Origin of the sequence: Micromonospora sp. DT44, assembly GCF_049841635.1 — a bacterium.
Lineage (GTDB): Bacteria > Actinomycetota > Actinomycetes > Mycobacteriales > Micromonosporaceae > Micromonospora.
This window is the reverse complement of sequence record NZ_JBNCKS010000030.1, coordinates 1-20,975: the sequence shown is the minus strand read 5'-3', so window position 1 is coordinate 20,975 and position 20,975 is coordinate 1. Positions and strand designations below refer to the sequence as shown.

17 protein-coding genes and 1 pseudogene are annotated in these 20,975 nt (G+C 73.2%); 3 read left to right on the top strand and 15 right to left on the bottom strand.

Annotated elements, in window-relative coordinates:
- Positions 1 to 62 precede the first annotated feature (62 nt).
- The 9 genes from ACLQ25_RS18350 to ACLQ25_RS18310 all read right to left on the bottom strand — a co-directional run bounded on the left by ACLQ25_RS18350 (position 63) and on the right by ACLQ25_RS18310 (position 11,284).
- Positions 63 to 875, bottom strand: coding sequence for a shikimate dehydrogenase (locus ACLQ25_RS18350; protein ID WP_425732062.1), 813 nt, complete (start codon positions 873 to 875; stop codon positions 63 to 65).
- A complete protein-coding gene (gene mltG, locus ACLQ25_RS18345; RefSeq protein WP_425732061.1) occupies positions 875 to 2,089 on the bottom strand; it encodes an endolytic transglycosylase MltG in 1,215 nt (404 codons plus the stop codon). The genes ACLQ25_RS18350 and mltG overlap by 1 nt, the downstream gene beginning before the upstream one ends.
- Positions 2,089 to 2,547 carry a Holliday junction resolvase RuvX gene (gene ruvX / locus ACLQ25_RS18340; RefSeq protein ID WP_357133484.1) on the bottom strand — a complete coding sequence of 153 codons (459 nt, stop codon included), beginning with the start codon at positions 2,545 to 2,547 and terminating at the stop codon, positions 2,089 to 2,091. Before ruvX ends, mltG begins: the two co-directional genes overlap by 1 nt.
- Positions 2,548 to 2,620: 73 nt before the next feature.
- Positions 2,621 to 5,299 carry an alanine--tRNA ligase gene (gene alaS / locus ACLQ25_RS18335; protein WP_425732060.1) on the bottom strand — a complete coding sequence of 893 codons (2,679 nt, stop codon included), beginning with the start codon at positions 5,297 to 5,299 and terminating at the stop codon, positions 2,621 to 2,623.
- The gene (locus ACLQ25_RS18330; RefSeq protein ID WP_355243072.1) at positions 5,296 to 5,601 is read right to left on the bottom strand and encodes a hypothetical protein; all 306 of its coding nucleotides are present in this window, start codon (positions 5,599 to 5,601) and stop codon (positions 5,296 to 5,298) included. Before ACLQ25_RS18330 ends, alaS begins: the two co-directional genes overlap by 4 nt.
- Positions 5,602 to 5,629: 28 nt before the next feature.
- Entirely contained in the window at positions 5,630 to 6,094 is a 465-nt protein-coding gene (locus ACLQ25_RS18325; RefSeq protein WP_425732059.1) for a DUF948 domain-containing protein, read from the bottom strand.
- 139 nt (positions 6,095 to 6,233) lie between these two features.
- A complete protein-coding gene (locus ACLQ25_RS18320) occupies positions 6,234 to 6,932 on the bottom strand; it encodes a hypothetical protein (RefSeq protein WP_425732113.1) in 699 nt (232 codons plus the stop codon).
- Between the two features lie 2,477 nt (positions 6,933 to 9,409).
- Positions 9,410 to 10,996, bottom strand: coding sequence for a replication-associated recombination protein A (locus ACLQ25_RS18315; RefSeq protein ID WP_425732058.1), 1,587 nt, complete (start codon positions 10,994 to 10,996; stop codon positions 9,410 to 9,412).
- 75 nt (positions 10,997 to 11,071) lie between these two features.
- Positions 11,072 to 11,284, bottom strand: coding sequence for a hypothetical protein (locus ACLQ25_RS18310; RefSeq protein WP_355053618.1), 213 nt, complete (start codon positions 11,282 to 11,284; stop codon positions 11,072 to 11,074).
- 1,053 nt (positions 11,285 to 12,337) lie between these two features.
- Between ACLQ25_RS18310 and ACLQ25_RS18305 the strand changes: the two genes are divergently transcribed.
- Positions 12,338 to 12,547, top strand: coding sequence for a GNAT family N-acetyltransferase (locus tag ACLQ25_RS18305; RefSeq protein WP_425732112.1), 210 nt, complete (start codon positions 12,338 to 12,340; stop codon positions 12,545 to 12,547).
- A 29-nt stretch (positions 12,548 to 12,576) separates the two neighbouring features.
- Here ACLQ25_RS18305 and ACLQ25_RS18300 read toward each other — a convergent pair whose 3' ends face one another.
- From ACLQ25_RS18300 to aspS, 4 genes and pseudogenes are all read right to left on the bottom strand, one after another.
- Positions 12,577 to 13,983: an MFS transporter gene (locus ACLQ25_RS18300; protein WP_425732057.1), complete on the bottom strand. Its 1,407-nt coding sequence runs from the start codon at positions 13,981 to 13,983 to the stop codon at positions 12,577 to 12,579.
- Positions 13,984 to 14,097: 114 nt separating this feature from the next.
- Complete coding sequence (locus tag ACLQ25_RS18295) at positions 14,098 to 14,715, bottom strand: ArsR/SmtB family transcription factor (protein WP_425732056.1); 618 nt, start codon at positions 14,713 to 14,715, stop codon at positions 14,098 to 14,100.
- 64 nt (positions 14,716 to 14,779) lie between these two features.
- Positions 14,780 to 15,588: pseudogene (locus ACLQ25_RS18290) on the bottom strand (SDR family oxidoreductase).
- Between the two features lie 91 nt (positions 15,589 to 15,679).
- Positions 15,680 to 17,485 carry an aspartate--tRNA ligase gene (aspS, locus tag ACLQ25_RS18285; RefSeq protein WP_425732055.1) on the bottom strand — a complete coding sequence of 602 codons (1,806 nt, stop codon included), beginning with the start codon at positions 17,483 to 17,485 and terminating at the stop codon, positions 15,680 to 15,682.
- Between the two features lie 153 nt (positions 17,486 to 17,638).
- On the opposite strand from aspS, the gene ACLQ25_RS18280 reads away from it, so the two are divergent.
- Positions 17,639 to 18,355: a DUF998 domain-containing protein gene (locus tag ACLQ25_RS18280; protein ID WP_425732054.1), complete on the top strand. Its 717-nt coding sequence runs from the start codon at positions 17,639 to 17,641 to the stop codon at positions 18,353 to 18,355.
- 63 nt (positions 18,356 to 18,418) lie between these two features.
- Here the strand turns inward: ACLQ25_RS18280 and ACLQ25_RS18275 are convergent, their stop codons facing one another.
- On the bottom strand, positions 18,419 to 19,462 hold the full coding sequence (locus ACLQ25_RS18275; RefSeq protein WP_425732053.1) for a S1 family peptidase: 1,044 nt from the start codon (positions 19,460 to 19,462) through the stop codon (positions 18,419 to 18,421).
- A gap of 404 nt (positions 19,463 to 19,866) precedes the next feature.
- Complete coding sequence (locus ACLQ25_RS18270; protein ID WP_425732052.1) at positions 19,867 to 20,343, bottom strand: winged helix-turn-helix transcriptional regulator; 477 nt, start codon at positions 20,341 to 20,343, stop codon at positions 19,867 to 19,869.
- A gap of 55 nt (positions 20,344 to 20,398) precedes the next feature.
- Between ACLQ25_RS18270 and ACLQ25_RS18265 the strand changes: the two genes are divergently transcribed.
- Complete coding sequence (locus tag ACLQ25_RS18265; RefSeq protein WP_425732051.1) at positions 20,399 to 20,905, top strand: PaaI family thioesterase; 507 nt, start codon at positions 20,399 to 20,401, stop codon at positions 20,903 to 20,905.
- Positions 20,906 to 20,975 lie beyond the last annotated feature (70 nt).

The following is a 20,975-nucleotide window of genomic DNA, read 5'->3' as shown; positions in this document are numbered from 1 at the left end:
ATTCAGGGCGCAGCACGGTCATCGAAAGTCCAGCAATTGCGCCACTGCTCCGCGCGCAATTGTCAGCGGCGGGCCGCCACCAGAGCTTCCCGCATCGCCGTGAATGGCGCGGTCACGCCGGTGAACTGCTCGAACTGACCCACCGCCTGTGCCAGCAGCAGGTCCAGTCCGGACACCACCCGCAGGCCGGCCGCGCGGGCGGACGCCGCCATCGGCGTCGGCCACGGGTCGTAGAGCGCGTCGAAGAACACCGCGCCCGGCCGCCAGGTCGCACCGCCGGCCAGGGGATCGGCGACCCCCTTCGGCACGGTCGACACGACCACGTCGGCGGCCGAGACGTGCCGTTGCGCATCGGCCCAACGGCCGGCGGTCAGGGCGACACCCAGCGCCGCCGCCACCGGTCGCAACTCGTCCACCGCCTCGGCCCGACGGGCCACCACGATGACCGACGAGCAGGCCAACCGCGCGGCGGCGGCGAGGGCGGCGCGGGCCGTTCCACCCGCGCCGAGCACCGTCACCGCCGCGCCGGCCACCACCCCGGCCTCGGTGAGCACGTCCACCATGCCGCCGACGTCGGTGTTGTCCGCGTACCACGTGCCGTCCGTACGGCGTACCAACGTGTTCGCCGCGCCAACGGCGACGGCGACCGGCGACGCGGCGTCGGCCACGGCGAGCGCCGCCTCCTTACCCGGCATGGTCACCGACAGTCCGGCCCACTCCGGGCCCAACCCGGCGACCAGATCCGGCAGCTCCGTCGCCCCGCACTCGATCCGGGTGTACGACCACCCGGTCAGCCCGGCGGCGGCGTACCCGGCGTTGTGGATCACCGGAGAGAGGGAGTGCGCGATCGGCGCACCGACCACGGCGGCCCGCACTAACAGTTCTCGCCGCTGAGCACGCCGTTGCGGCACATCTGTCGCTGCAGGTCCCGGAAGTCGGCATCGTTGGAGCCGTAGCCCATCGTGCCCTTCTTGTCGACGGTCATGAAGTAGATCCAGTTGCCCACCGGCGGGTCCATCGCGCCCTTGAGCGCGTCCTCGCCGGGGTTGCTGATCGGCGTGATGGTCAGGCCGTTGGCGCCATGGGTGCGGTACGGGTTCTTCGGATCGTTGAGTTCGCTGGCCTTGAGGACGTCGGAGTCCTTCGGGTCCTTGCCCTGCAACCGCAACCAGTAGTTGATCGCACTGTCGATCTCCAGGCACCTGCAGTGGTACTTGTCCGTGTACACCCGGTTGTAGATCACTCGGGATACCTTCGGAAAGTCGACGTGGTTGACCGACTCGGCCTGCGCGATGGAGGCGGTGATCAAGGCTTCGTACGGGGAGATGCCCCGCTTGTCCTGGACGGTGTCGACGAACTTGATCTGGTCGGTCACCTCGAGGAACTTGTCCACCATCAGCGACAGGATCTGCGCGGCAGTCGCCTTCGGCGGAAGCTCGTACGTCGCCGGGAACAAGAAGCCCTCGAGGCTCTTCGGCCCCTTCTTGCCGTCGCCCCGGTTGAACCAGAAGGCCGGCACCCCCAGCTTGACCGGGTCCTTCGCCGCGGCCTTGAAGTCGGCGACCGGAATCTTCGTCGCCTTGGCCAGCTCGTCATAGATCGCCAAGGTGATCATCCCCTCCGGGATGGTCACCCCGTTCACCACCCGGCTCTTCGGATCGAGCAGCAGGAGCAGGGCCTCGGACGCCTTCATCTCCTTCTTGACCTTGTAGCGACCCACCTGGAGGTTCTTGCTGCGGGAGTTTCCGTCCGCCGCCTCGATGAAGGCCTTGACGCTCTTGACCACACCGGCCTCGTACAACGTGGCACCGACATCGGTCGCGCTGTCACCGGCCTTGACGTCGACCAGCACCTCGCCCGAGCCGGCACCGTCGTAGTCGGGCGTGACGAAGTAGTTCTGGATCCGGTCGAACCCGTAGTACGCGCCACCACCGATGGCGCCCAACAGGACCAGGGCCATCATCAGCGCCAGGAACGTCTTGCCCCGGCCGCCGCCGGAGCCTCCCTTGCGCTTGCGGAAGCCACGCCGGTGCCGGCCCTTCTCACCCCGCTCCGGCTCGTCGAACCCAAGGTCCAGATCGTCGATCATTACGTCCGCCTCCGCTGCGCGTCCAGCCAGCTCTGCAGGATCTCCACCGCGGCCGCCTGGTCGACAACCGCACGTTGACGCTTGCCACGAACGCCACGCTCGGCAAGCCTACGAGAAGCGACCACGGTCGACATCCTCTCGTCGGTGAGCGTTACCGGGACCGGCGCTATCACATTGACCAGTCGGTCAGCGTACGCCGTGACGCTGAGCGCGGCCGGGCCATGTTTGCCGGCCAGATTGATCGGAAGCCCGACGACCACCTCGACCGCCTCGTGCTCGGCCACCAAGGCCGCGAGCTGGGCAATGTCACTCGGCACCGCCTCCGGCGCGGCGGTGAGATCGCGGGCGAGGGTCACCAGCGGCGTGGCCAGCACCCCGTGCGGATCCGAGCGGGACACCCCCACGCGCACCTGACCGACGTCCACACCGAGGCGAACTCCCCGTGTGAAGCCGCTCACCGTAGGTCACCCCTGTGCTGTCGACGAACCAGGGCGGACCATTCGGTCCGCCCTGGTCGACACTGACCGTCCATCACGCCTCGGTGATCGCCTTCTCGACGGTGAGCAGCAGGTTCGGCGCCTCGGTCGCGGGCAGACCGCCCCCCTGGGCCAGATCGGGGCTCCCCCCGCCGCGCCCGGAGAACGCCGCCTTGACCAGGTCCGACGCGGTGAGGCCCCGGCTGCGGGCCGCCGCGTTGACCGCCACCACCAACGACGCCTTGCCGTTCGACCGGGCCGCCACGGCGACCACCGCCGGCCGCGCCGGATCGATCTTGCCGCGAATCTCCTGGGCGAGGGTCCGTACGTCGTTGCCGGCCGCGCCCTCCGGCGCCTCGGTTCCCACGTACGCCACCCCGCGCACGTCCTTCGCCTGCCCGGCGAGCGCGCCCGCCCCACCCAGCACCAGCTGGGCGCGCAGCTTCTCCAGCTCCTTCTCCGCGTCCCGGAGCTGGGTGACCGTCTGCTCGACCCGGTCGGCGACCTGGTCGTTGGGCACCCGGTACAGCTCGGCCAGCCGGGACACCAGCAGGTGCTCACGCGCCAGGAAGCCGAAGGCGTCCATGCCGACCAGCGCCTCGACCCGGCGTACGCCGGAGCCGATCGACGACTCGGAGAGGATCTTCACGAGGCCGAGCTGCGCCGAGCGGGCCACGTGCGTGCCGCCGCACAGCTCCCGGGCGTAGTCGCCCACCTCGACGACCCGCACCTCCTCGCCGTACTTCTCGCCGAAGAGCGCCATCGCGCCGATCCGCCGCGCCTCGTCCAGCGACGTGATGAAGGCGTGCACCTCCAGGTCGGCCAGCAACACCTCGTTGACCTGCTGCTCCACGTCGCGCAGGACCGTCGGCGACACACCCGTCGGGGTGTTGAAGTCGAACCGCAGCCGGCCCGGCGCGTTCAACGAACCCGCCTGGGTGGCCGACTCGCCGAGGAAGTTGCGCATGGTCTGGTGCACCAGGTGGGTGGCCGTGTGCGACCGGGAGATCGCCCGACGCCGGGTGGTGTCGATCTCGGCGTAGCCGGTGTCGCCGGGGTGCACCTCACCCCGGATCACGCGGGCCCGGTGCACGATCAGGCCCGGCACCGGCTGCTGCACGTCGAGCACCTCGACCTGGCCGTCCCCGACGGTGATGATGCCGTGGTCGGGCTGCTGGCCGCCGCCCTCGGCGTAGAACGGGGTCGTGTCGAGCACCAACTCGACCATCTCACCCTCGGTCGCCGCCGCACGCGGGCCGTCCGAGCCCAACAGCGCCCGCACCCGCGACTCGCGGGCCACCTCGCTGTAGCCGGTGAAGGTCACCGGGCCACCCTCGTCGAGCACCGACCGGTACGCCGACACGTCGGTGTGCCCGGTCTTGCGCGCCTGCGCGTCCGCCTTGGCCCGGGTCCGCTGGTCGGCCATCAGCCGGCGGAAACCCTCGTCGTCGACCTTCAGGCCCTGCTCGGCCGCGATCTCCAGGGTCAGATCGATCGGGAAGCCGTACGTGTCGTGCAGCTGGAACGCCTTCGCCCCGGACAGCGCCGCGCCACCCGCCGAGCGGGTCTCGGCGATCGCCGTGTCCAGGATCGTCGTCCCGGCACGCAGCGTCGACAGGAACGCCTCCTCCTCCGCGTACGCGTACTGCGAGATGCGGTCGAAGTCGGTCGCCAGCTCCGGGTACGAGGGCGCCATGCAGTCCCGCGCGACGGGCAGCAGCTCAGGCAGCGCCCGGTCCTGCCAGCCCAGCAGCCGGATCGACCGGATCGCCCGACGCATGATGCGCCGCAGCACGTACCCACGGCCCTCGTTGCTCGGCGTCACGCCGTCGCCGATCAGCATCAGCGCGGTCCGCACGTGATCCGCGACCACCCGCAGCCGCACGTCGTCCGGGTGCGACTCGCTCGCCACGTGCCCGGAGTGCGCGCCGTACCGCTTGCCGGTCAGCTCCGCCGCGCGGGCGAGGATGGGCCGGACCTCGTCGATCTCGTACAGGTTGTCGACGCCCTGCAGGATCGAGGCCATCCGCTCCAGGCCCATGCCGGTGTCGATGTTCTTCGCCGGCAGGTCACCCAGGATCGGGTAGTCCTCCTTGTTGGTGCCCGGACCCCGCTCGAACTGCATGAACACGAGGTTCCAGTACTCCATGTACCGGTCCTCGTCGACCGCCGGACCACCCTCGGCGCCGTACTCCGGGCCCCGGTCGTAGAACAGCTCCGACGACGGACCGCACGGCCCGGGGATGCCCATGGACCAGAAGTTGTCCGCCTTGCCGCGACGCACGATCCGCTCCGCCGGCACACCCACCGACCGCCAGATCTCGTACGCCTCGTCGTCGTCGAGGTAGATCGTCGGCCAGATCCGCTCCGGATCAAGCCCGTAACCACCCTCGGCGACCGGCTTCGTGGACAACTCCCACGCCAGGGGAATCGCCCCGGCCTTGAAGTAGTCACCGAAGGAGAAGTTGCCGTTCATCTGGAAGAACGTGCCGTGCCGGCTGGTCTTGCCGACCTCGTCGATGTCCGGGGTGCGGATGCACTTCTGCACGCTGACGGCCCGCTGGTACGGCGGGGTCTGCTGACCCAGGAAGTAGGGCACGAACTGCACCATGCCGGCGTTGACGAACAGCAGGTTCGGGTCGCTGATGGCGGGCAGCGGAGCGGACGGCACCACGGCATGGCCGTTCGCCTCGAAGTGCGCGAGGTACCGCCGCTTGATCTCCGCCGTCTTCATCGCTGGTGTTCCTCCGGAAAAATCTCTCGATCGCCGATCCGCGGGGACTCCCGCAGCTCGGCGAACTGGTCGTCGAACGCCTCGCCCTGGACGAACGCCTGGTGAATTTCCTGCTCGCGCTCGGCCATTCCGACCCGCACGTCCTCCACGAAGCTACGCACCGACTCCGCCAGGCTGCCAGCGGATTCCGACAACGAGCTGGCGATGCCGGCCGGGGTGTACGCCTGCGCGGTCCGGGTCGCCCTGCGGACCACCACCACGCCCACGGCCACGCCGATGCCGAGCCAGAACAACCGCTTCATGTCGCGCTACCTCCTGTGGCCGGGTCGGTCAACGGTTGCCGCGCCGGGCGGCCCGCCGCTGCTGCTTGATGGTGTCGCGCACCTCGCGCTCGGTCTCGGCGTGCCGGCGGCTGGCGGCGGCCCGGCGCACGCCGTAGCCGAAGGCGGCCACCTTGACCAGCGGGTTCGCGGCCGCCGCGGAGACCACCGTCGCCAGGTTGGCGACGTTGGCGGTGACGTTCTGGGCGTGGCTGGTCATCGTGTCGACCTTCGCCAACTGCAGGTTCACACCGTCGAGCGAGGTCTGCACCTGCTCCAGCGCCACGTTGACGTTCTTCACCGTGGTGTTGACGTCGCCGAGCAGCGGTGCCGTCCGGTCGTTGAGGTCGTTGATCATCCGGGTGGTGGCGTCCACCGTGTGCCGCAGCCGCAGGATCGGCAGCGTCAGGATGAGCACCAGCACCGCGAACGCGCTCGCCGCGATCAGCGCCGCGACCGCCAGAATGTCGCCCACGCGTGTCCTCCTCAAGCAGATTTCCGCCGGACCCGACGTCCCCGGAACGCACAACCGTGGTGCCCACCGAACCCACCGGACCGTCGCCGGCCGGCGCGTTCGCCAGCCCCAGACCCTACCGTCCGTGATGGAGAGCGGCTCAGGACGGTGAGGGTGTCACATCGCCCAGCGGATCCCCGCTGACCGTCGGGAACGGATCCTCCCCGGTCAGTGACGGATCGGTGCTGGGCTGCGGCCTGGTCCGCTCGTCGTCGATCGCGTTGCGCACCTTCACCGACACCAACGAGCCGGCGCACTCCCCCGCAGCGGCCGACGGCTCGGGGGACGGCACGATCGCCGGCTCCCCGTCGACCGGCGGCGGTACGCAGGCCGGCGCGCGCACCCACAGGTCGAGCGTCAACTCGTCCTGACGCCAGCACGTGTAACTGCCCTTCGTCTCCTGCTCGGGGCAGCGGCTTACCTTCCACGGCCGCCAACCGTCGCCGCGCAGCGCCTCCTCGTAGACCTTCGCCGTCTCCTCCGGCGACTTCTCGGAGGTGACGGTGCGCTCGCGCAGCCGGCAGTCGAGCAGGCACCAGCGGCTGCCGCTGACGTCGTCGACCGTCTTCGTCGCGGCCCAGGCGGGCACGTTGAGCTGGTCCAGGTTGTCGAACACCGGGTCCCGGCTGAGGGTGCGGAGGCCGAAGAAGAGGGGCACCGCGCCGAGCAGCACGATGCTGACCAGCGCCAGGACGGCGACCCGCAGCCGGCGTCGTTCGCGCGACTGCCGGTGCTGCTCGGACCGGGCGCCCGGGGCCGCGTCCTCGTCGTCGGCGACGTCCCCGCCGGCAGCGCGCAGCGCCGGCTCGTCGACCGGTTCGGAGGCTGGCCGGTCCACGGGGCCAGCCGCGCCCGGTGGCACGACCGCGGCACGGGCGACCGGTTCGCCGGCACGACCGGACGGCGGCACGGGGGCGACACCGCTGGGCTCGGGACGGCCGCCCTCGCGGGGCGGCGGCAGCGCCCGGCCCGCAGCGCGGTCCGCCGGACGCGGGGCGGCGGCACGCGCGGTCGCGGGCGATCCGGGGCCGGGTTGCTCGGCGCCCGTCCGGACGCCGCCACCGGGTGGCTGGGCGATGCCCGGGGGGCGGACGGCGGCGCGCGCCGGGCCATCCGGCCGGGGTGGAGCGTCCGGACCGACGCCCGGCGGGACCGCCGCACGAGCCGGACCATCCGGCCGGGGCCGGGCCGTACCAGGGCGGGGTGGCGCATCCGGACCGACGCCGGGTCGTACCCCCGCACGAGCCGCACCCTGCGGATCGACGCCGGGTGGGACAGCGGCGCGGGCCGCGGCGTCCGGACCGACGCCCGGCGGCGTCGCCGCGCGAGCGGGACCATCGGCGTTCGGCGGCACCGCCGCGCGGCCCGGACCCTCCGGGCCGGACCGGGGCGGACCGTCCACGCGTGGACCGGGCGGGCTGTCGGGACGGGCGCCCGGCGGCACCGCCGCGCGCGCCGGTCCGTCGGGGCGGGCCACGCCGGGCCGGGGTGGCCCGTCGGGCCCACGGCGGCCGGCGCCGGAGACCGGCGCGTCGCCGGGCGCGAGCCGGGCCCGGCCACCGGGTGGGACGGAGCGGGCGCCGCGCACGGGTGCGCCGGGCCCGGGTCGTCCGCCGCCGGGCGGACCGGCGTACGAGTCGTCACCGCGCTCGCCCGCCGGGCCGGGCCGCCCCTCAGCAGCCGGCTCGGCCGACGGGCGGCGGCGACGGTTGATCGGGTCCGGGGCGGTGCCCGGAGCATTCCGACGGCCGACCGGGCGCTCCCCCGGGACCGGCGGCTGCGGCAGAGGACCGCTCGGGTGCTCACCGGTGGTTTCCGGGGCGCGGGCGGCCCGGCGGCCGGTGGGAGCGTCCGCGCCCGGGTCGGCAGGCGGTCCGGCGGCCCGGCGGCCGGCGGCACGCTCCGCGGCCGGGTCGGGTACGGCGAGTGGAGCACCGGAGCGGTCGTTCAGGTCACCGGCGGGCGGTGGGCCGGTACGGCGGCCGGCGGGCCGCTCCGCGGGCTGCCCGCCGGCCCCTCGACGGTTCACCACCGGCAGGCCCGGGTCGGTGTGCGGCAGCCGGCCGGCCTGACGCAGCCAGTCCGCCGGCCGCTCCGGACGGTCCCGGCGTTCCGGCTGCGGCTCGCCGCCGGTCGCCGCGCGTCGGTCCTGCTCGTCCGGGACCGCCCGACGGCGACCGGTGCCGTCGGTGGCCGTGCCGCCGGTGGGGACAGCGCCGCTGGGCGACGCGTCGGGCAGCGGCGGGGCGTTGCCCGAGCGGGGAACCGCCGCCTCGTCCGGTTCGGCGGCACGACGGTGGCCACCCCCGGCGGGGCGCGCTGGCTCCGGCGCGCCCGGGTCGACCGGCCCGGGACGACGCCGGGCCGTACGCTGGTCGTCGGCGATCGCGGGATCGGGTCGAAGTCCGTCGGCGACCTGCGGTGCGACACCGGTCACCGCTCCGTCGAAGCGGGCAGCGCCACCGGCGGGCCGCGCCGGTTCGGGCGTACGCCGTCCGGACGGCGGGCCGTCACCGCTGAGCGGCCGCCCGCCCGCGCCCGGCTCCGGAGCGGGTCGACGGCCCGGCGGTACTGCGTCGGGCCGGCGCAGTGGCGGCACGGCCTCCGCCCGGCCGGCGGGCGCGGGGACCTCGGCACGAGGGCCGGTCGGAGCGCCCACGGCCGGTGGACCCAGGGGCGGGCCGGACGGCCCCACGGTCGGACGCGCTCGCGCGGGGCCGGTGGGAGCGCCGCCCGTCGGTCGGGGGCCGGCGGGGCCGGCCGGGTCACCGCCGCCCGGGCGGGCGGGCGGCGGCGTACGCGGGCCCCCGGCGGCGCGCGGGTCGACGCCGGGAACCGACTGGTTGCCGCGCGGCGACGGCGGACCGGTTACGCCGGACGGCCCGGGCTCACGCGGGCGCTCGACCGGCGCCCGGTCGGCGGGCGGGCGGGCGTCCGGGCGACGACCGGGCGGGGGCGTCTCGCCGGGCCAGGGTCCGTCGACACCTCGACGCGCCCCGGCGGCCTCGGTGTCCGGCCGGCGCGGGCCGGGGGGCGCGTCCGGGGGCGTCGGCATTCCGGCACGCGGCGGCACCGGCTCGACCGGAACCCCGTCCGGGCCCAGCTCGCCCCGTTGCTGCTTGGCCGAACGCAGGTCGTCGATCCAGCCGAACTCCTCGCCGGCTACCGGCTCCTCCGGCTCGGCCTCGGCTCGGCCTCGACCCCAGCGGCGGCCCTTGGCGCGGGGATCACGCCGCTCGTCCGGGCCCTCGTCGGGGCGGTCGGCACCACGCGATCTCACTGTTGACCCTCTCCTGCGGCGTTCGTGCCGCCGTCCTGCGTCGTAGCGGCACCATCCACACCCGTGACCGCCCGGCCGTTCCGACCAGCAAGCGCCGTCGCCGGCTGCGGCGTTACCGGTTCCCCGGCGGCCGGCCCGGCTGTGGCGGGCGATCCAGCTGTCGCGGTCGCCCCGGCGGCCGGGCTTTCCGGGCGGGCCGGCGGGACCGGCAGCCCACGTACGATCCGGCGCAGCAGCGGCAGCCGCGTCGCCACGGACCGTTCCGCCCCGTGCGGGCCGGGCTGGTAGTAGTCGACGCCCACCAGGTCGTCGGGGACGTACTGCTGGGTGACCACGCCGCGCTGGTCGTCGTGCGGGTAGCGGTATCCGGTGCCGTGGCCCAGCCCGCGCGCGCCGGCGTAGTGCGCGTCGCGCAGGCCCCGTGGCACCGGACCACCCCGCCCGGCCCGTACGTCGGCGATGGCAGCGCCGATCGCGGTGGTGGCCGAGTTCGACTTCGGCGCGGTGGCCAGGTGGATCACGGCCTGGGCCAGGTTGAGCTGCACCTCGGGCAGGCCGACGTACTCCACCGCGTGCGCGGCGGCGGTGGCCACGCTCAGCGCGGTCGGATCGGCCATGCCGACGTCCTCGCTCGCGAAGATGACGAGTCGTCGGGCGATGAACCGGGCGTCCTCCCCGGCGACCAGCATCCGGGCCAGCCAGTGCACCGCGGCGTCGACGTCCGAGCCGCGCATGCTCTTGATGAAGGCGCTGACCACGTCGTAGTGGGCGTCGCCGTCGCGGTCGTACCGCACCGCCGCCACGTCGACCGCCTGCTCGGCGGTGGCCAGGTCGATGCGCCCGGCGCCGAGGGCCGTGGCGGACGCCGCCGCCGCCTCCAGCGCGGTCAACGCCTTGCGGACGTCACCGGCGGCGAGCCGGACGAGATGGTCCTCGGCATCGGTGGCCAGGGTGAGCGCGCCGCCGAGGCCGCGCTCGTCGGCGACCGCGCGGCGCAGCAGGCCGCGGACGGCGTCGTCGTCGAGCGGTTGCAGGGTGAGCAGCACACACCGCGAGAGCAGAGGCGAGATGACCGAGAAGTACGGGTTCTCGGTGGTCGCCGCGAGGAGCGTGACGGTCCGGTCCTCGACGGCGGCGAGCAGCGAATCCTGCTGCGTCTTGCTGAACCGGTGCACCTCGTCGATGAACAGCACCGTCTGCGGGCCGCCCGAACGGCGCTGACGACGGGCCGTCTCGATCACCGCGCGGACGTCCTTGACGCCGGCGGACAGCGCCGACATGGCGACGAAACGGCGGTCGGTCGCGCCGGCCACCAGGTGCGCGATGGTCGTCTTGCCACTGCCGGGCGGACCCCAGAGGATGACCGACATCGGCGCACCGCCGGAGACCAGTTGCCGCAGCGGCGCGCCGGGGGCGAGCAGGTGGTCCTGCCCGATCAGCTCGTCCAGGCTCGCGGGTCGCATGCGGACAGGCAGGGGCGAATCGTCCGCTACCGGAGTGAAGCCGTCTACACCGGCGGGACCCTCGGGCGCGCCACGCGGCCCGGTGGGGGCACCGAGGGAGAAGAGAGCGTCGGACTCCATCACGAAGACAGTACCGGGCCCGACCCGAGACGCCGGAATCGCGCTACGGGCCGGGCCACCGCTGATCGGTCTCGGTCAGCCACGACCGGGGCGACGACCCCGGTACCAGCGGCCACCACCACTGCCGCGCGGCCCGCTGCCGACGCCGCCCAGGTAGAGCGCGAGCAGGAAGAGGCCGATGAGTACGAGGGTGTTCCAATTGAACAGGTCGGGCGCGCCGAAGTTGGTGTCGAACAGGTCGATCAGCAGGGCGAAGCCAAAGACGATGGCGGCGAGAATGGCGAGCATGTCGGTCCTCCGGTGGGGGTTCCCAGTAGGTCGGCGCGTGATGTACCCAATCGGTCGACCCGCCAATCTCCACCGTGGATCGGCTGCGAGACCGCGCCGGCCGTCGCCGCTCACCCACGGGCTGGGCCGACCGCAGGATCGCGCCGCATCCTGGATGTAGTGGTATCGGCACGTCGACGAGGCCACTACATCCAGGATCGCGCGCGATCTTGCGGCGTGGGCCGAACCGCCCCGGGTCGGGCCGCCTCGCGCTCGTCGCCGCTAGTTCATCGCGGGTCGTGCGTTGCCGGGCGTCGTCATCAAGATCCGCGCAACGTCGGGGATGCTGCTGCTTCCGGCGCGGCTCAGGCAACGACATCCCTGAAGTTGTGAGGATCTCGGGCGCGGAGCGCGGGCGGAGCGCGGGCGCGGGACGCGGGCGCGGCACGGGCGCGGAGCCCGGGCGCGGCACGGGCGCGGTCGCATCGCCGACCCGGCGCGGTCGCCGGCACGCCGGCTCCTAGGCTGGTCGCATGATCTTGGAGGACCAGGCGCTTCACGACCGGGCCACGATCCTGGCCGCCGCCGGCGGGCACCCGTTCGTCCGGCACTCGCTCTCGCCGGGCACCCCGGCGCGTGGCTGGCAACGCGACGGCGCCGTGCTGTGGTTGTTGCCACCCGAGCGCGGCTTCGGCGCCGACGCCGTGGGCCCGGCCGGGCCGGTACTGGACCTGTGCGCCGCGCTGGTCGCCGAGGGCCTGCTACGTCCGGAGAACCGGCTGCACCTGCCCCGATTCGACCCCGCCCTGGCGGTCGGGCGGGTGGCGGTGGCGCACCACGTCGACTGGGACTTCCACTGGACCACCGTCGCGCCGCAGGAGCAGCCCGACGAGCAGCGGGTCGTCCGGCTGACCGACGCCGACCGCCCGGCGCTGGAGGCGCTCGTCGACGAGGCGTTCCCGACCACCACCACGCGGCCGGGCGACCCGACGGTCGTCGACTGGTACGGCATCCGGTCCGGCGACCGGGTGGTGGCGTGCGGCGCGGACCGCAGCCGGGGGGGACGTCGGCTTCCTGGCTGGCCTGACCGTCGCCCCCGACCAGCGGGGCCGAGGGCTGGGCGCGGCGCTGACCGCCGGGATGACCCGGGCGCTGCTGTCCCGGCACGACACCGTCGCGCTCGGCGTCTATCCGGACAATGTCGGGGCGGTGCGGCTCTACCGTCGCCTCGGCTTCACCGGCACCCTGTCCCGCACCTCGATCCGCCTCGGTCCCGAGCGCTAGGGCCCGTTTCCCTTTACTGGAACAGGCCGTTAAGGCCGCTCGACCGGCACTGCCGCCGCGGTCGGGTCCACGCCACCGGCCGTCAGGTCCGGATCGAAAGCGGCCGGGCCGGCGTGGTCCACGCCCCCGCCGCGCGGAGCGGGCGGATCCACAGCGACTCCGGGGTCATCCGGGGCCGGCCCACCGGCCCGGTCCGACACGGCCCGCCGGTCGGCCCGCCAGGCGGGCAGGTAGAGCGGGGCGGCGACGGCCAGCACGACCGCGCCGACCACCATCGCCGTACCCACGCTGGTGCTGGCCGCGAGCGCGGTCAGCACGACTCCGCCGAGCGCGGCGGCCGGCTGCGCCATCATCGAGTTCAGCGACAGCACGCTGGTGCGGTACGGGCCGTCGACCTGGCGGTGCAGCAGGCCACTGTGCAGCGGGTTCGACGCGCCGTGCACGGCGTAGCAGGCCAGGTAGGCGACGAGCACCCCGACCGGGCCGGCGAGCAGTCCCATCCCGACGACCGTCGCCCCTTGCAGGATGCGCAGCAGGGCCGCGCCCGGCGCCGCCCCGGGCCAGCGCAGCAGTAGCGGGGTGAGCGCCGCGCCGGCCGCGTTGGCGATCCAGGCGGCGGAGCTGGCCGGCCCGAGCAGCGCGGCGGCGCGTTCCGGGTCGCCGACCACCTCGGCGAGCCGGACCGGGAGCAACGACTCGAAGGTGACCATGCCGAAACCCCAGAACAGCTCCACCGCCACCAGCGCGAGCAGTACCCGGGATCGGCGCAGCAGGCCGATCGCCTGGCCGATCATGCGGGGGGCCTGCGTCACCGACGCGCGCACCGCCGCCAGACCGGTGGCCGGGCGCTCCTCGACCAGCAGGACCAGCAACGCGCCGAGCGCCACCGCCTGCGCGAGGAGCGCGGCCAGCACCGGCACGGTGAGCGCGCTGACCGGCCCGAACGGCCCGAGCGCGACCAGTCCGCCACTGAGCAGGGCCCCGCCGCCGATGGCGATGCCGACGACGGTGCCGGCGTACCCGAGGCCCTTCTCGTACTCGGCCTGCGGGTCGGCGGCCAGCGTGGCGTCGACGTACCAGGACTCCAGGGGGCCGCTGTCGAGCGCCCGGTAGACGCCCTGCAGGGCCCAGACCAGGAAGAACAGCGCGAACGAGTCGGCCACCGCGAACACGGCGAGGGAGGCAAGGTTGAGAACTCCGGCGGCGAGCAGGACCGGCTTGCGCCCGAGGGCGTCGGCGAATCCACCGGTGGGCAGCTCCAGCGCGAGCACCAGCAGCCCCTGCGCGGTGCTGACCAGGCCGATCTGCGGCAGCGACAGGCCGCGCTCCTGCATGAGCAGGATCATCACCGGGATCATCAGGCCCGTCGGCAGCCAGCGCAGGCCGTACAGCGTGAGGTAGCGACGCCGAACCTGGCGTACGGTGAGCGCGCTCACGACCCTTCCTCCATTCGCGACTGCGGGGCTCGCAAACCCGGCTCACTCCTCGCGCTCACGACGCCACCTCCATTCGCGACTGCGGGGCTCGCAAACCCGGCTCACTCCTCGCGCTCATCGGGGACCGTCCAGCAGCGGATAGGCGGCCAGGAAGACCTGCACCGGGCGGGCCTGCGGGTCGGCGGGCTCGGCTGTGTCGACCGACTCGGCCTCGCGGTGGTACCGCTCCAGCACCTGCCACACCTCCGCCTTGAGCGCCTCCAGCCGCTCGGGCGGGACGGTCATGAAGATGTCGCCCATGCCGAAGGCGTCCCGCCAGGCGGGGGACCACTCATTCTGGTTGGCGAACCAGCGGTCGGCGTGTTCGACGAGGAGGCGCACCTGGTCGCCCTGGATCCACTCGATAGCGGCACGGGCGTCGGGGTCGTCGTCGAAGTCGCTCGGCTCCCAGCTCGTGACGTCGTGCGCGGCCTGCCACCAGCGCTGCCGTCCGCTGCCCCGGTCGGGATCCTCGGTGACCAGCCCGACCTCGGCGAGTTGGCGCAGGTGATAGCTGGTCGCGCCGGTGTTGGTGCCGAGCAGTTCGGCGAGGGTGGTGGCGGTGGCGGGCCCGTTCACCCGCAGGGCACCGACCAGTCGCATCCGCAGCGGGTGCGCGAGCACCCGGACCTGCCGCTTGTCGATCCGCACCTCCCAGGGGGTCGGCTGCGGGGTCGCTTCGTCATTCACCATGACTGCACACTATCTCTGCACACTTCCTATGCACAAGAGTTGTGCATAGGAAGTGTGCAGGATGTCAGGCCAGGATTTCCCGCACCCCGCGCAGGCGCGTCCGCAGCAGACCGGCGGCGCGGGCGGAGTCGAGGCGTACGTCGCTGGGGCGCACGACACCCACGGCGGCGGCCGTCGTGGTCTTCAGCCCTGTCGCGTCCAGCCCGAACCGCTCGGCTACCAACAGGCCCAGCTCGGCCCGGCTGACGGCGTCCGCGCCGGCCACGTTGAGCAGCCCGGCGTACGACGAGTGGGCCAGCTCCAGCACGGCGTCGGCCAGGTCGGTGACGTCGACCGGGCACCGGACCTCGTCGGTGAACAGGACGGCCCGCTCGGCGAGCGCGTCGCGGCAGAGCTGGATCTGCTTGCTGCCTCCCCCAGGATCAGCGAGGTACGCACCAGCGCCGCGCCGGGATCGATCGCGCGCACGGCGGTCTCGGCCGCCGCCTTCGCGGCCCCGTACGCGTTGACCGGGCTGGGCGGCTCGTCGTCGGCGTACGGCGTGGGCCGGCCGCCGTGCAGCGCGTCGCTGGACAGGTGCACCAGCCGGGCGCCCACCTCGGCGGCGGCGAGGGCCACGTGGGCGGCGCCGTCGGCGGTGACCGTCCAGTCGTCGTGCCGGTAGGGGGTCGCGACCACGGCGTCCGGCCGCACCTCGGCGACCAGCGCGCGCACGGCGGACCGGTCGGTCACGTCCAACCGCCGCGCCGCGACCCCCGGCACCCCGACGTCACCGCCGTAGAACGTGCCGACGACCGAAAGCCCCGCCTGTACGCCCCGCCGACAAACCTCCCGGCCGAGAAACCCACTGCCTCCGACGACAAGCACCCGCATCCCCAACCACTCCCCCGTTGATCAAGAGGTTCGCGTCATCTCGCGGGGCGATGATGACGCGAACCTCTTGATCAACCAAAAACGGGGTGGGTCAGACGGGGTCGGCCACCGGGGCTGCGGGGCCGGCCGTTCCGGTGTGGGCCGTTGCGGCGAGCTTGGGCTTGGCGTCGATGCCGGCCTCGGCGCGCTGCTGGGCGGTGATCGGGGTCGGCGCGCCGGTCAGCGGGTCGAAGCCGCCCCGGGTCTTCGGGAACGCGATGACCTCGCGGATCGAGTCCGCGCCGGCCAGCAGCATGCAGACCCGGTCCCAGCCGAACGCGATGCCGCCGTGCGGCGGGGCGCCGTACTTGAACGCCTCCAGCAGGAAGCCGAACTTGTCCTGCGCCTCCTCGGGGGTGATGCCGAGCAGGTCGAACACCCGCTTCTGCACGTCCCCCCGGTGGATACGGATCGACCCGCCGCCGATCTCGTTGCCGTTGCAGACGATGTCGTACGCGTAGGCCAGGGCCTGGTCCGGGGCCTCCTCGAACCGGTCGACCCACTCGGCGTTCGGCGAGGTGAACGGGTGGTGCACGGCCGTCCACGCGCCCTCGTCCGTCGTCTCGAACATGGGCGCGTCGACCACCCAGCAGAACGCCCAGGCGCTCTCGTCGATCAGGCCGGAGCGCTTGGCGATCTCGACACGGGCAGCGCCGAGCAGCTCCTGCGCCTCACGGGTGGTCGTGCTCGCCGCGAAGAAGACCGCGTCGCCCGGCTTGGCGCCGACCGCGTCGGCGAGCCCGCCCAGGTGCTCGGCGGAGAGGTTCTTGGCCACCGGACCGCGCGCCTCGCCGGTCTCGGCGTCCAGCACCACGTACGCCAGGCCCCGCGCGCCGCGCGCCTTGGCCCAGTCCTGCCAGCCGTCCAGCTCCTTGCGGGTCTGGGACGCGCCACCGGGCATCACCACCGCACCGACGTAGCCGCCCGCGTCGATCGCCCCGGCGAACACCCGGAACTCGGTGCCGCGCAGGTAGTCGGTCAGCTCAGTCAGCTCGACGCCGTAGCGCAGGTCCGGCTTGTCCGAGCCGTACCGGGCCATGGCGTCGTGCCAGGTGATCCGCGGGATCGGTCGGGTGATCTCGTGCCCGGCCAGGTCCTTCCAGAGCGCCGAGACGATCGCCTCGCCGAGGTCGATCACGTCGTCCTCGGTCACGAAGGACATCTCGATGTCGAGCTGGGTGAACTCCGGCTGCCGGTCGGCGCGGAAGTCCTCGTCGCGGTAGCAGCGGGCGATCTGGTAGTACCGCTCCATGCCGCCGACCATCAGCAGCTGCTTGAAGAGCTGCGGCGACTGCGGCAGCGCGTACCAGCTGCCGGGCTGCAACCGCACCGGCACCAGGAAGTCCCGGGCGCCCTCCGGGGTCGACCGGGTCAGCGTCGGCGTCTCGATCTCCAGGAAGTCCCGCTCGTGCAGCACGCCCCGGGCGAGCTGGCTGGCGCGCGAGCGCAGCCGCAGCGCGTTCGCCGGGCCGCTGCGGCGCAGGTCCAGGTAGCGGTACTTGAGCCGGATGTCGTCACCGGCCTCGACCTGGTCGTCCACCGGAAGCGGCAGCGGCGCGGCCTCGGAGAGCACCTCCAGCGCGGCGGCGGTCACCTCGACCTCGCCGGTCGGCAGGTCGGGGTTCTCGTTGCCCTCGGGGCGGCGGGTCACCTCGCCGGTGACCTTCACGCAGAACTCGTTGCGCAGCGCGTGCGCGTCCTCCTCGCGGAACACCACCTGCACGACGCCGGAGCCGTCACGCAGGTCGACGAAGATGACACCGCCGTGGTCGCGCCGGCGGGCCACCCACCCGGCGAGCGTCACCGTCGAGCCGGCGTCCGCGGCGCGCAGGCTTCCGGCATTGTGGGTACGGATCACGCTGGCAACTCCTCATCGTGGAACAGTCCTCACCCGCATTCTGTCAGGGGTGGCCGGCCCGGCTCGGGGGCACCCGTCAGCCCGACGTGATTCGCTGGTGGGCGAGCCGGCGAACCCGGCTCGCCGGGCCCTGACGCCGGTTACCGTGACCTGGTGCGCGCCGTACCGAACTGGGGCGTCGCCACGGCGGTCGCCGCGCCGGTGCTGCTCGTGGGCGGCTGGACGGTCGCGGGCGCCCGGCAGCCCGCCGGATACGACCCGATCCGGGACACCATCAGCGAACTGGCCGGGCGCGACGCCACCGATGCCTGGATCATGATCAGTGCCCTGGTGCTGCTCGGGTGCTGTTACCTGGCGACCGCCGCAGTGCTGCACGCGGCCGGACTACCGAGCCGCTTCCTGCTCGCCGTCGGCGGCGTGGCCACCATCGCGCTCGTCGCCTTTCCCCGGCCGACGGTCGGCGGCTCGCTCAGCCACGGCATCGTGGCGACCGTCGCCGTCCTGGCGCTGGCACTCTGGCCGGTCGGGTCGGCGCTGCGACTGTCGCGTGGCCCGGACGCCTCGCATCCATGGACGCCGCAACCGCCCTGGGCGTTCCGGCGCGGCGTGGCGTTGAGCGCCACGCTGGTGCTGCTGGCCCTGTTCGGCTGGTTCGCGTTCGAGGTGACCAGCGGATCCCGCACCGGCCTGGCCGAACGGGTGACAGCGGTGGGCGTATCACTCTGGCCGCTGCTGGCGGTGTTGTCGGCCCGCCGGGCGCACCTCGCGTGGGCCACCGGGGCCACGCCGCTCGGTCCGACCCTCTCCGCGACCGGTGTCGTACCCCCGGATCCCCTGCTGCCGACGGACGGGCCCGACCGGCTCGCGTGAGCCGACCCGCACGCGCGACGCGGGCCGCCGGAGTGCCCCGGCGGCCCGCGTGCGGTACGTCGATCAGAAGACGCTGACGCCGTAGCGGCTCAGGGCTTCGGTGACGGGCTGGAAGTAGGTCGTGCCGCCGCTGCTGCAGTTGCCGCTGCCGCCGGAGGTGAGGCCGAGCGCGGTGCCGCCGGAGAAGAGCGAGCCGCCGCTGTCGCCACCCTCGGCGCAGACGTTGGTGCGGATCAGGCCGGAGACCGAACCCTCGGCGTAGTTCACCGTGGCGTTGGTCGCGGACACCGAGCCGCTGCGCAGACCGGTGGTGCTGCCGGAGCGCTGCACCGACTGGCCGACCGACGCGTTGCCGGAGCCGGTGATGTCCCGGTAGCTGCCGTTGTAGAGGTAGACGTTGCCGGCGGCGTTCGCGGAGTTGCTGTGCCGCACGATGCCGTAGTCGTTGCCCGGGAAGCTGGTGCCGGTACGGGTGCCGAGCAGGCTGGTCTGGCTCGAGTTCGAGTACCAGTTGCTGCCGAGGTTGGTGCAGTGCCCGGCGGTCAGGAAGTAGTAGGTGCTGCCGCTGCGCACGTTGAAGCCCAGCGAGCAGCGGTAACCGCCGGTGTAGATGGCCTGGCCACCGGAGATCCGGGTGCTCAGCACGCCGGCCTCGGCCTCGACCCGCACCGCGCCGTTGGCGCGCGCGGCGGCCGCCTTGACCCGCTCCAGCTTGGCGCCGGTGACGGTGCTGTCGACGGAGACGACCACCTGGTTGGTGATCGGGTCGCTCCACCAGGCGGTGCCCGGGATCTTCGCCGAGCGCTCCAGCTCGGCGGTGGCCCGGTTGAGCTCGGCGGCGCCGCGGGTGACGTACTTGACGCTCGCTCCGGCCTTGCTGACCGTGCGGGCGGCGGCGGCGTCGGTCACCGTGACGACGGTCTTGCCGCTGGCGTCGATGTACGAGCCTGCGGAGCGGTCGCCGAGCTGAGCGGAGAGGGCCGCGCCGGCGTCGGGCGAGGCGGCGGGGGCGGCCTGGGCGGGTGCGCCGATGAGCGAACCGACGACCAGGGTTCCGCTCACGGCAACGGTCGCCGCAACACGGAAGGAGGACCTCGTGGGTCGCATGTAACAAACCTCCTGGGCGGGGGAGACGGGTCTGACCGGGGATGGCTGACCCGAGGGCAACCCGGCCGATCTGCGAAAACCGGTCGAGCGAACTGAAGTATTCACATACTTAAGATCATTGACAAGACCTGGTTTCGCCCGAATTCGTCGAACGTCACCGAGGACGTCGGCGCAACACCATCGACACACTCGGGGACATCTACCGTCACACCCCGACGACCGCCGGATCCCTTTCGGGCAGCGCCGGGCAACGGAAGCGGTTGACGCCACAACAGGCTGACGCGGGCGACGCCGGCACGCCCGCTCCGACGGACGTCTACGACGCCGGCAAGCCCCGGCGGACGCGTGCCACGCCGGCACGGCCCGGCGGAGGCGTGTGACGCTCGGGTGGGCGGCCGGCGGCGTCAGGGGGCGCGGCGGCGCGCGCCGGGCCCCGGGCGGGGCAGCACGTCACGCGGGTCCCGCACCTCGTGCCCGTCGACGCAGCGCAGCTCGGCGCGCACCTCGGCGCCGCAGTCGCGGTGCTCCACGCGCAACGGCGCACCCTCGGCGTCGGCCAGGTACCGGTCACCCCAACCGAGCACGGCGACGAGCACGGGCCAGAGGGCGAGGCCCATCTCCGTCAGCCGGTACTCGTGGCGCAACCGGCTGCCGGGCTCCCGGTACGGCTCACGACGAAGGACGCCCCGCTCGACCAGCAGGGCCAACCGGTTGGTGAGAACCTGCCTGGGGATCCCGGTACGGACCCGCATGTCGTCGAAGCGTCGTACGCCGCTGAACACCTCGCGCAGCACCACCATGGTCCACCGCTCGCCGAGGATCTCCATCGCGCGGGCGATGGTGCAGTTCTCCACCGACCAGTCCAGTGCCGCGGGCCTCATCCGACCAGGCTAGGTCTCATTGACAGACTCAGCAACATCCTGCGACGCTGCGTCCATGACACAGACTCAGGAGCCGGCGCGCAGCCGTACCTTCACCTGGTCGGACCCGGCGGCCAACGCGGCCCAGGTCGGTCAGCGCAGCGGCCTCGACATGCTTCGCGCGATGATCGCGGGCGAACTGGCCGCGCCCCCGGTGATGCACCTGCTCGACATGGCCCGCATGGAGGCCGACGAGGGGCGGGTCGTCGTCGAGCTGACCCCTCAGGAGTTCCACTACAACCCGCTGGGCACCGTGCACGGCGGCGTCCTCTCGACACTGCTGGACACCGCCGCCGCCTGCGCCGTACACACCACGCTGCCCGCCGGGGTCGGCTACACCTCGCTGGACCTGAACGTGAAATTCCTCCGGCCGGTCACCGTCGCGAGCGGCACGTTGAGCTGCGAGGGCACCGTCCTGCAACGCGGACGCCGCACGGCCCTGGCCGAAGCCCGCCTAACGGACGCGCAGAGCCGCCTGGTAGCCCACGCCACCAGCACCTGCCTGCTCCTCCCCCTCCCCTAACTCGAAAATCGAACCGTGCGTAGACACGCGGCAGCATCCCGCGTCGCGAAGCGGCGTGGGATGGGTTGTG

What these genes read in the sequence shown, in the direction of transcription:
- mltG (WP_425732061.1), bottom strand. Translation starts at nt 2,089, where the DNA reads ATGATCGACGATCTGGACCTTGGGTTCGACGAGCCGGAGCGGGGTGAG.
- alaS (WP_425732060.1), bottom strand. Translation starts at nt 5,299, where the DNA reads ATGAAGACGGCGGAGATCAAGCGGCGGTACCTCGCGCACTTCGAGGCG.
- ACLQ25_RS18330 (WP_355243072.1), bottom strand. Translation starts at nt 5,601, where the DNA reads ATGAAGCGGTTGTTCTGGCTCGGCATCGGCGTGGCCGTGGGCGTGGTG.
- ACLQ25_RS18315 (WP_425732058.1), bottom strand. Translation starts at nt 10,996, where the DNA reads ATGGAGTCCGACGCTCTCTTCTCCCTCGGTGCCCCCACCGGGCCGCGT.
- ACLQ25_RS18310 (WP_355053618.1), bottom strand. Translation starts at nt 11,284, where the DNA reads ATGCTCGCCATTCTCGCCGCCATCGTCTTTGGCTTCGCCCTGCTGATC.
- ACLQ25_RS18295 (WP_425732056.1), bottom strand. Translation starts at nt 14,715, where the DNA reads ATGGTGAATGACGAAGCGACCCCGCAGCCGACCCCCTGGGAGGTGCGG.
- ACLQ25_RS18275 (WP_425732053.1), bottom strand. Translation starts at nt 19,462, where the DNA reads ATGCGACCCACGAGGTCCTCCTTCCGTGTTGCGGCGACCGTTGCCGTG.
- ACLQ25_RS18270 (WP_425732052.1), bottom strand. Translation starts at nt 20,343, where the DNA reads ATGAGGCCCGCGGCACTGGACTGGTCGGTGGAGAACTGCACCATCGCC.
- ACLQ25_RS18265 (WP_425732051.1), top strand. Translation starts at nt 20,399, where the DNA reads ATGACACAGACTCAGGAGCCGGCGCGCAGCCGTACCTTCACCTGGTCG.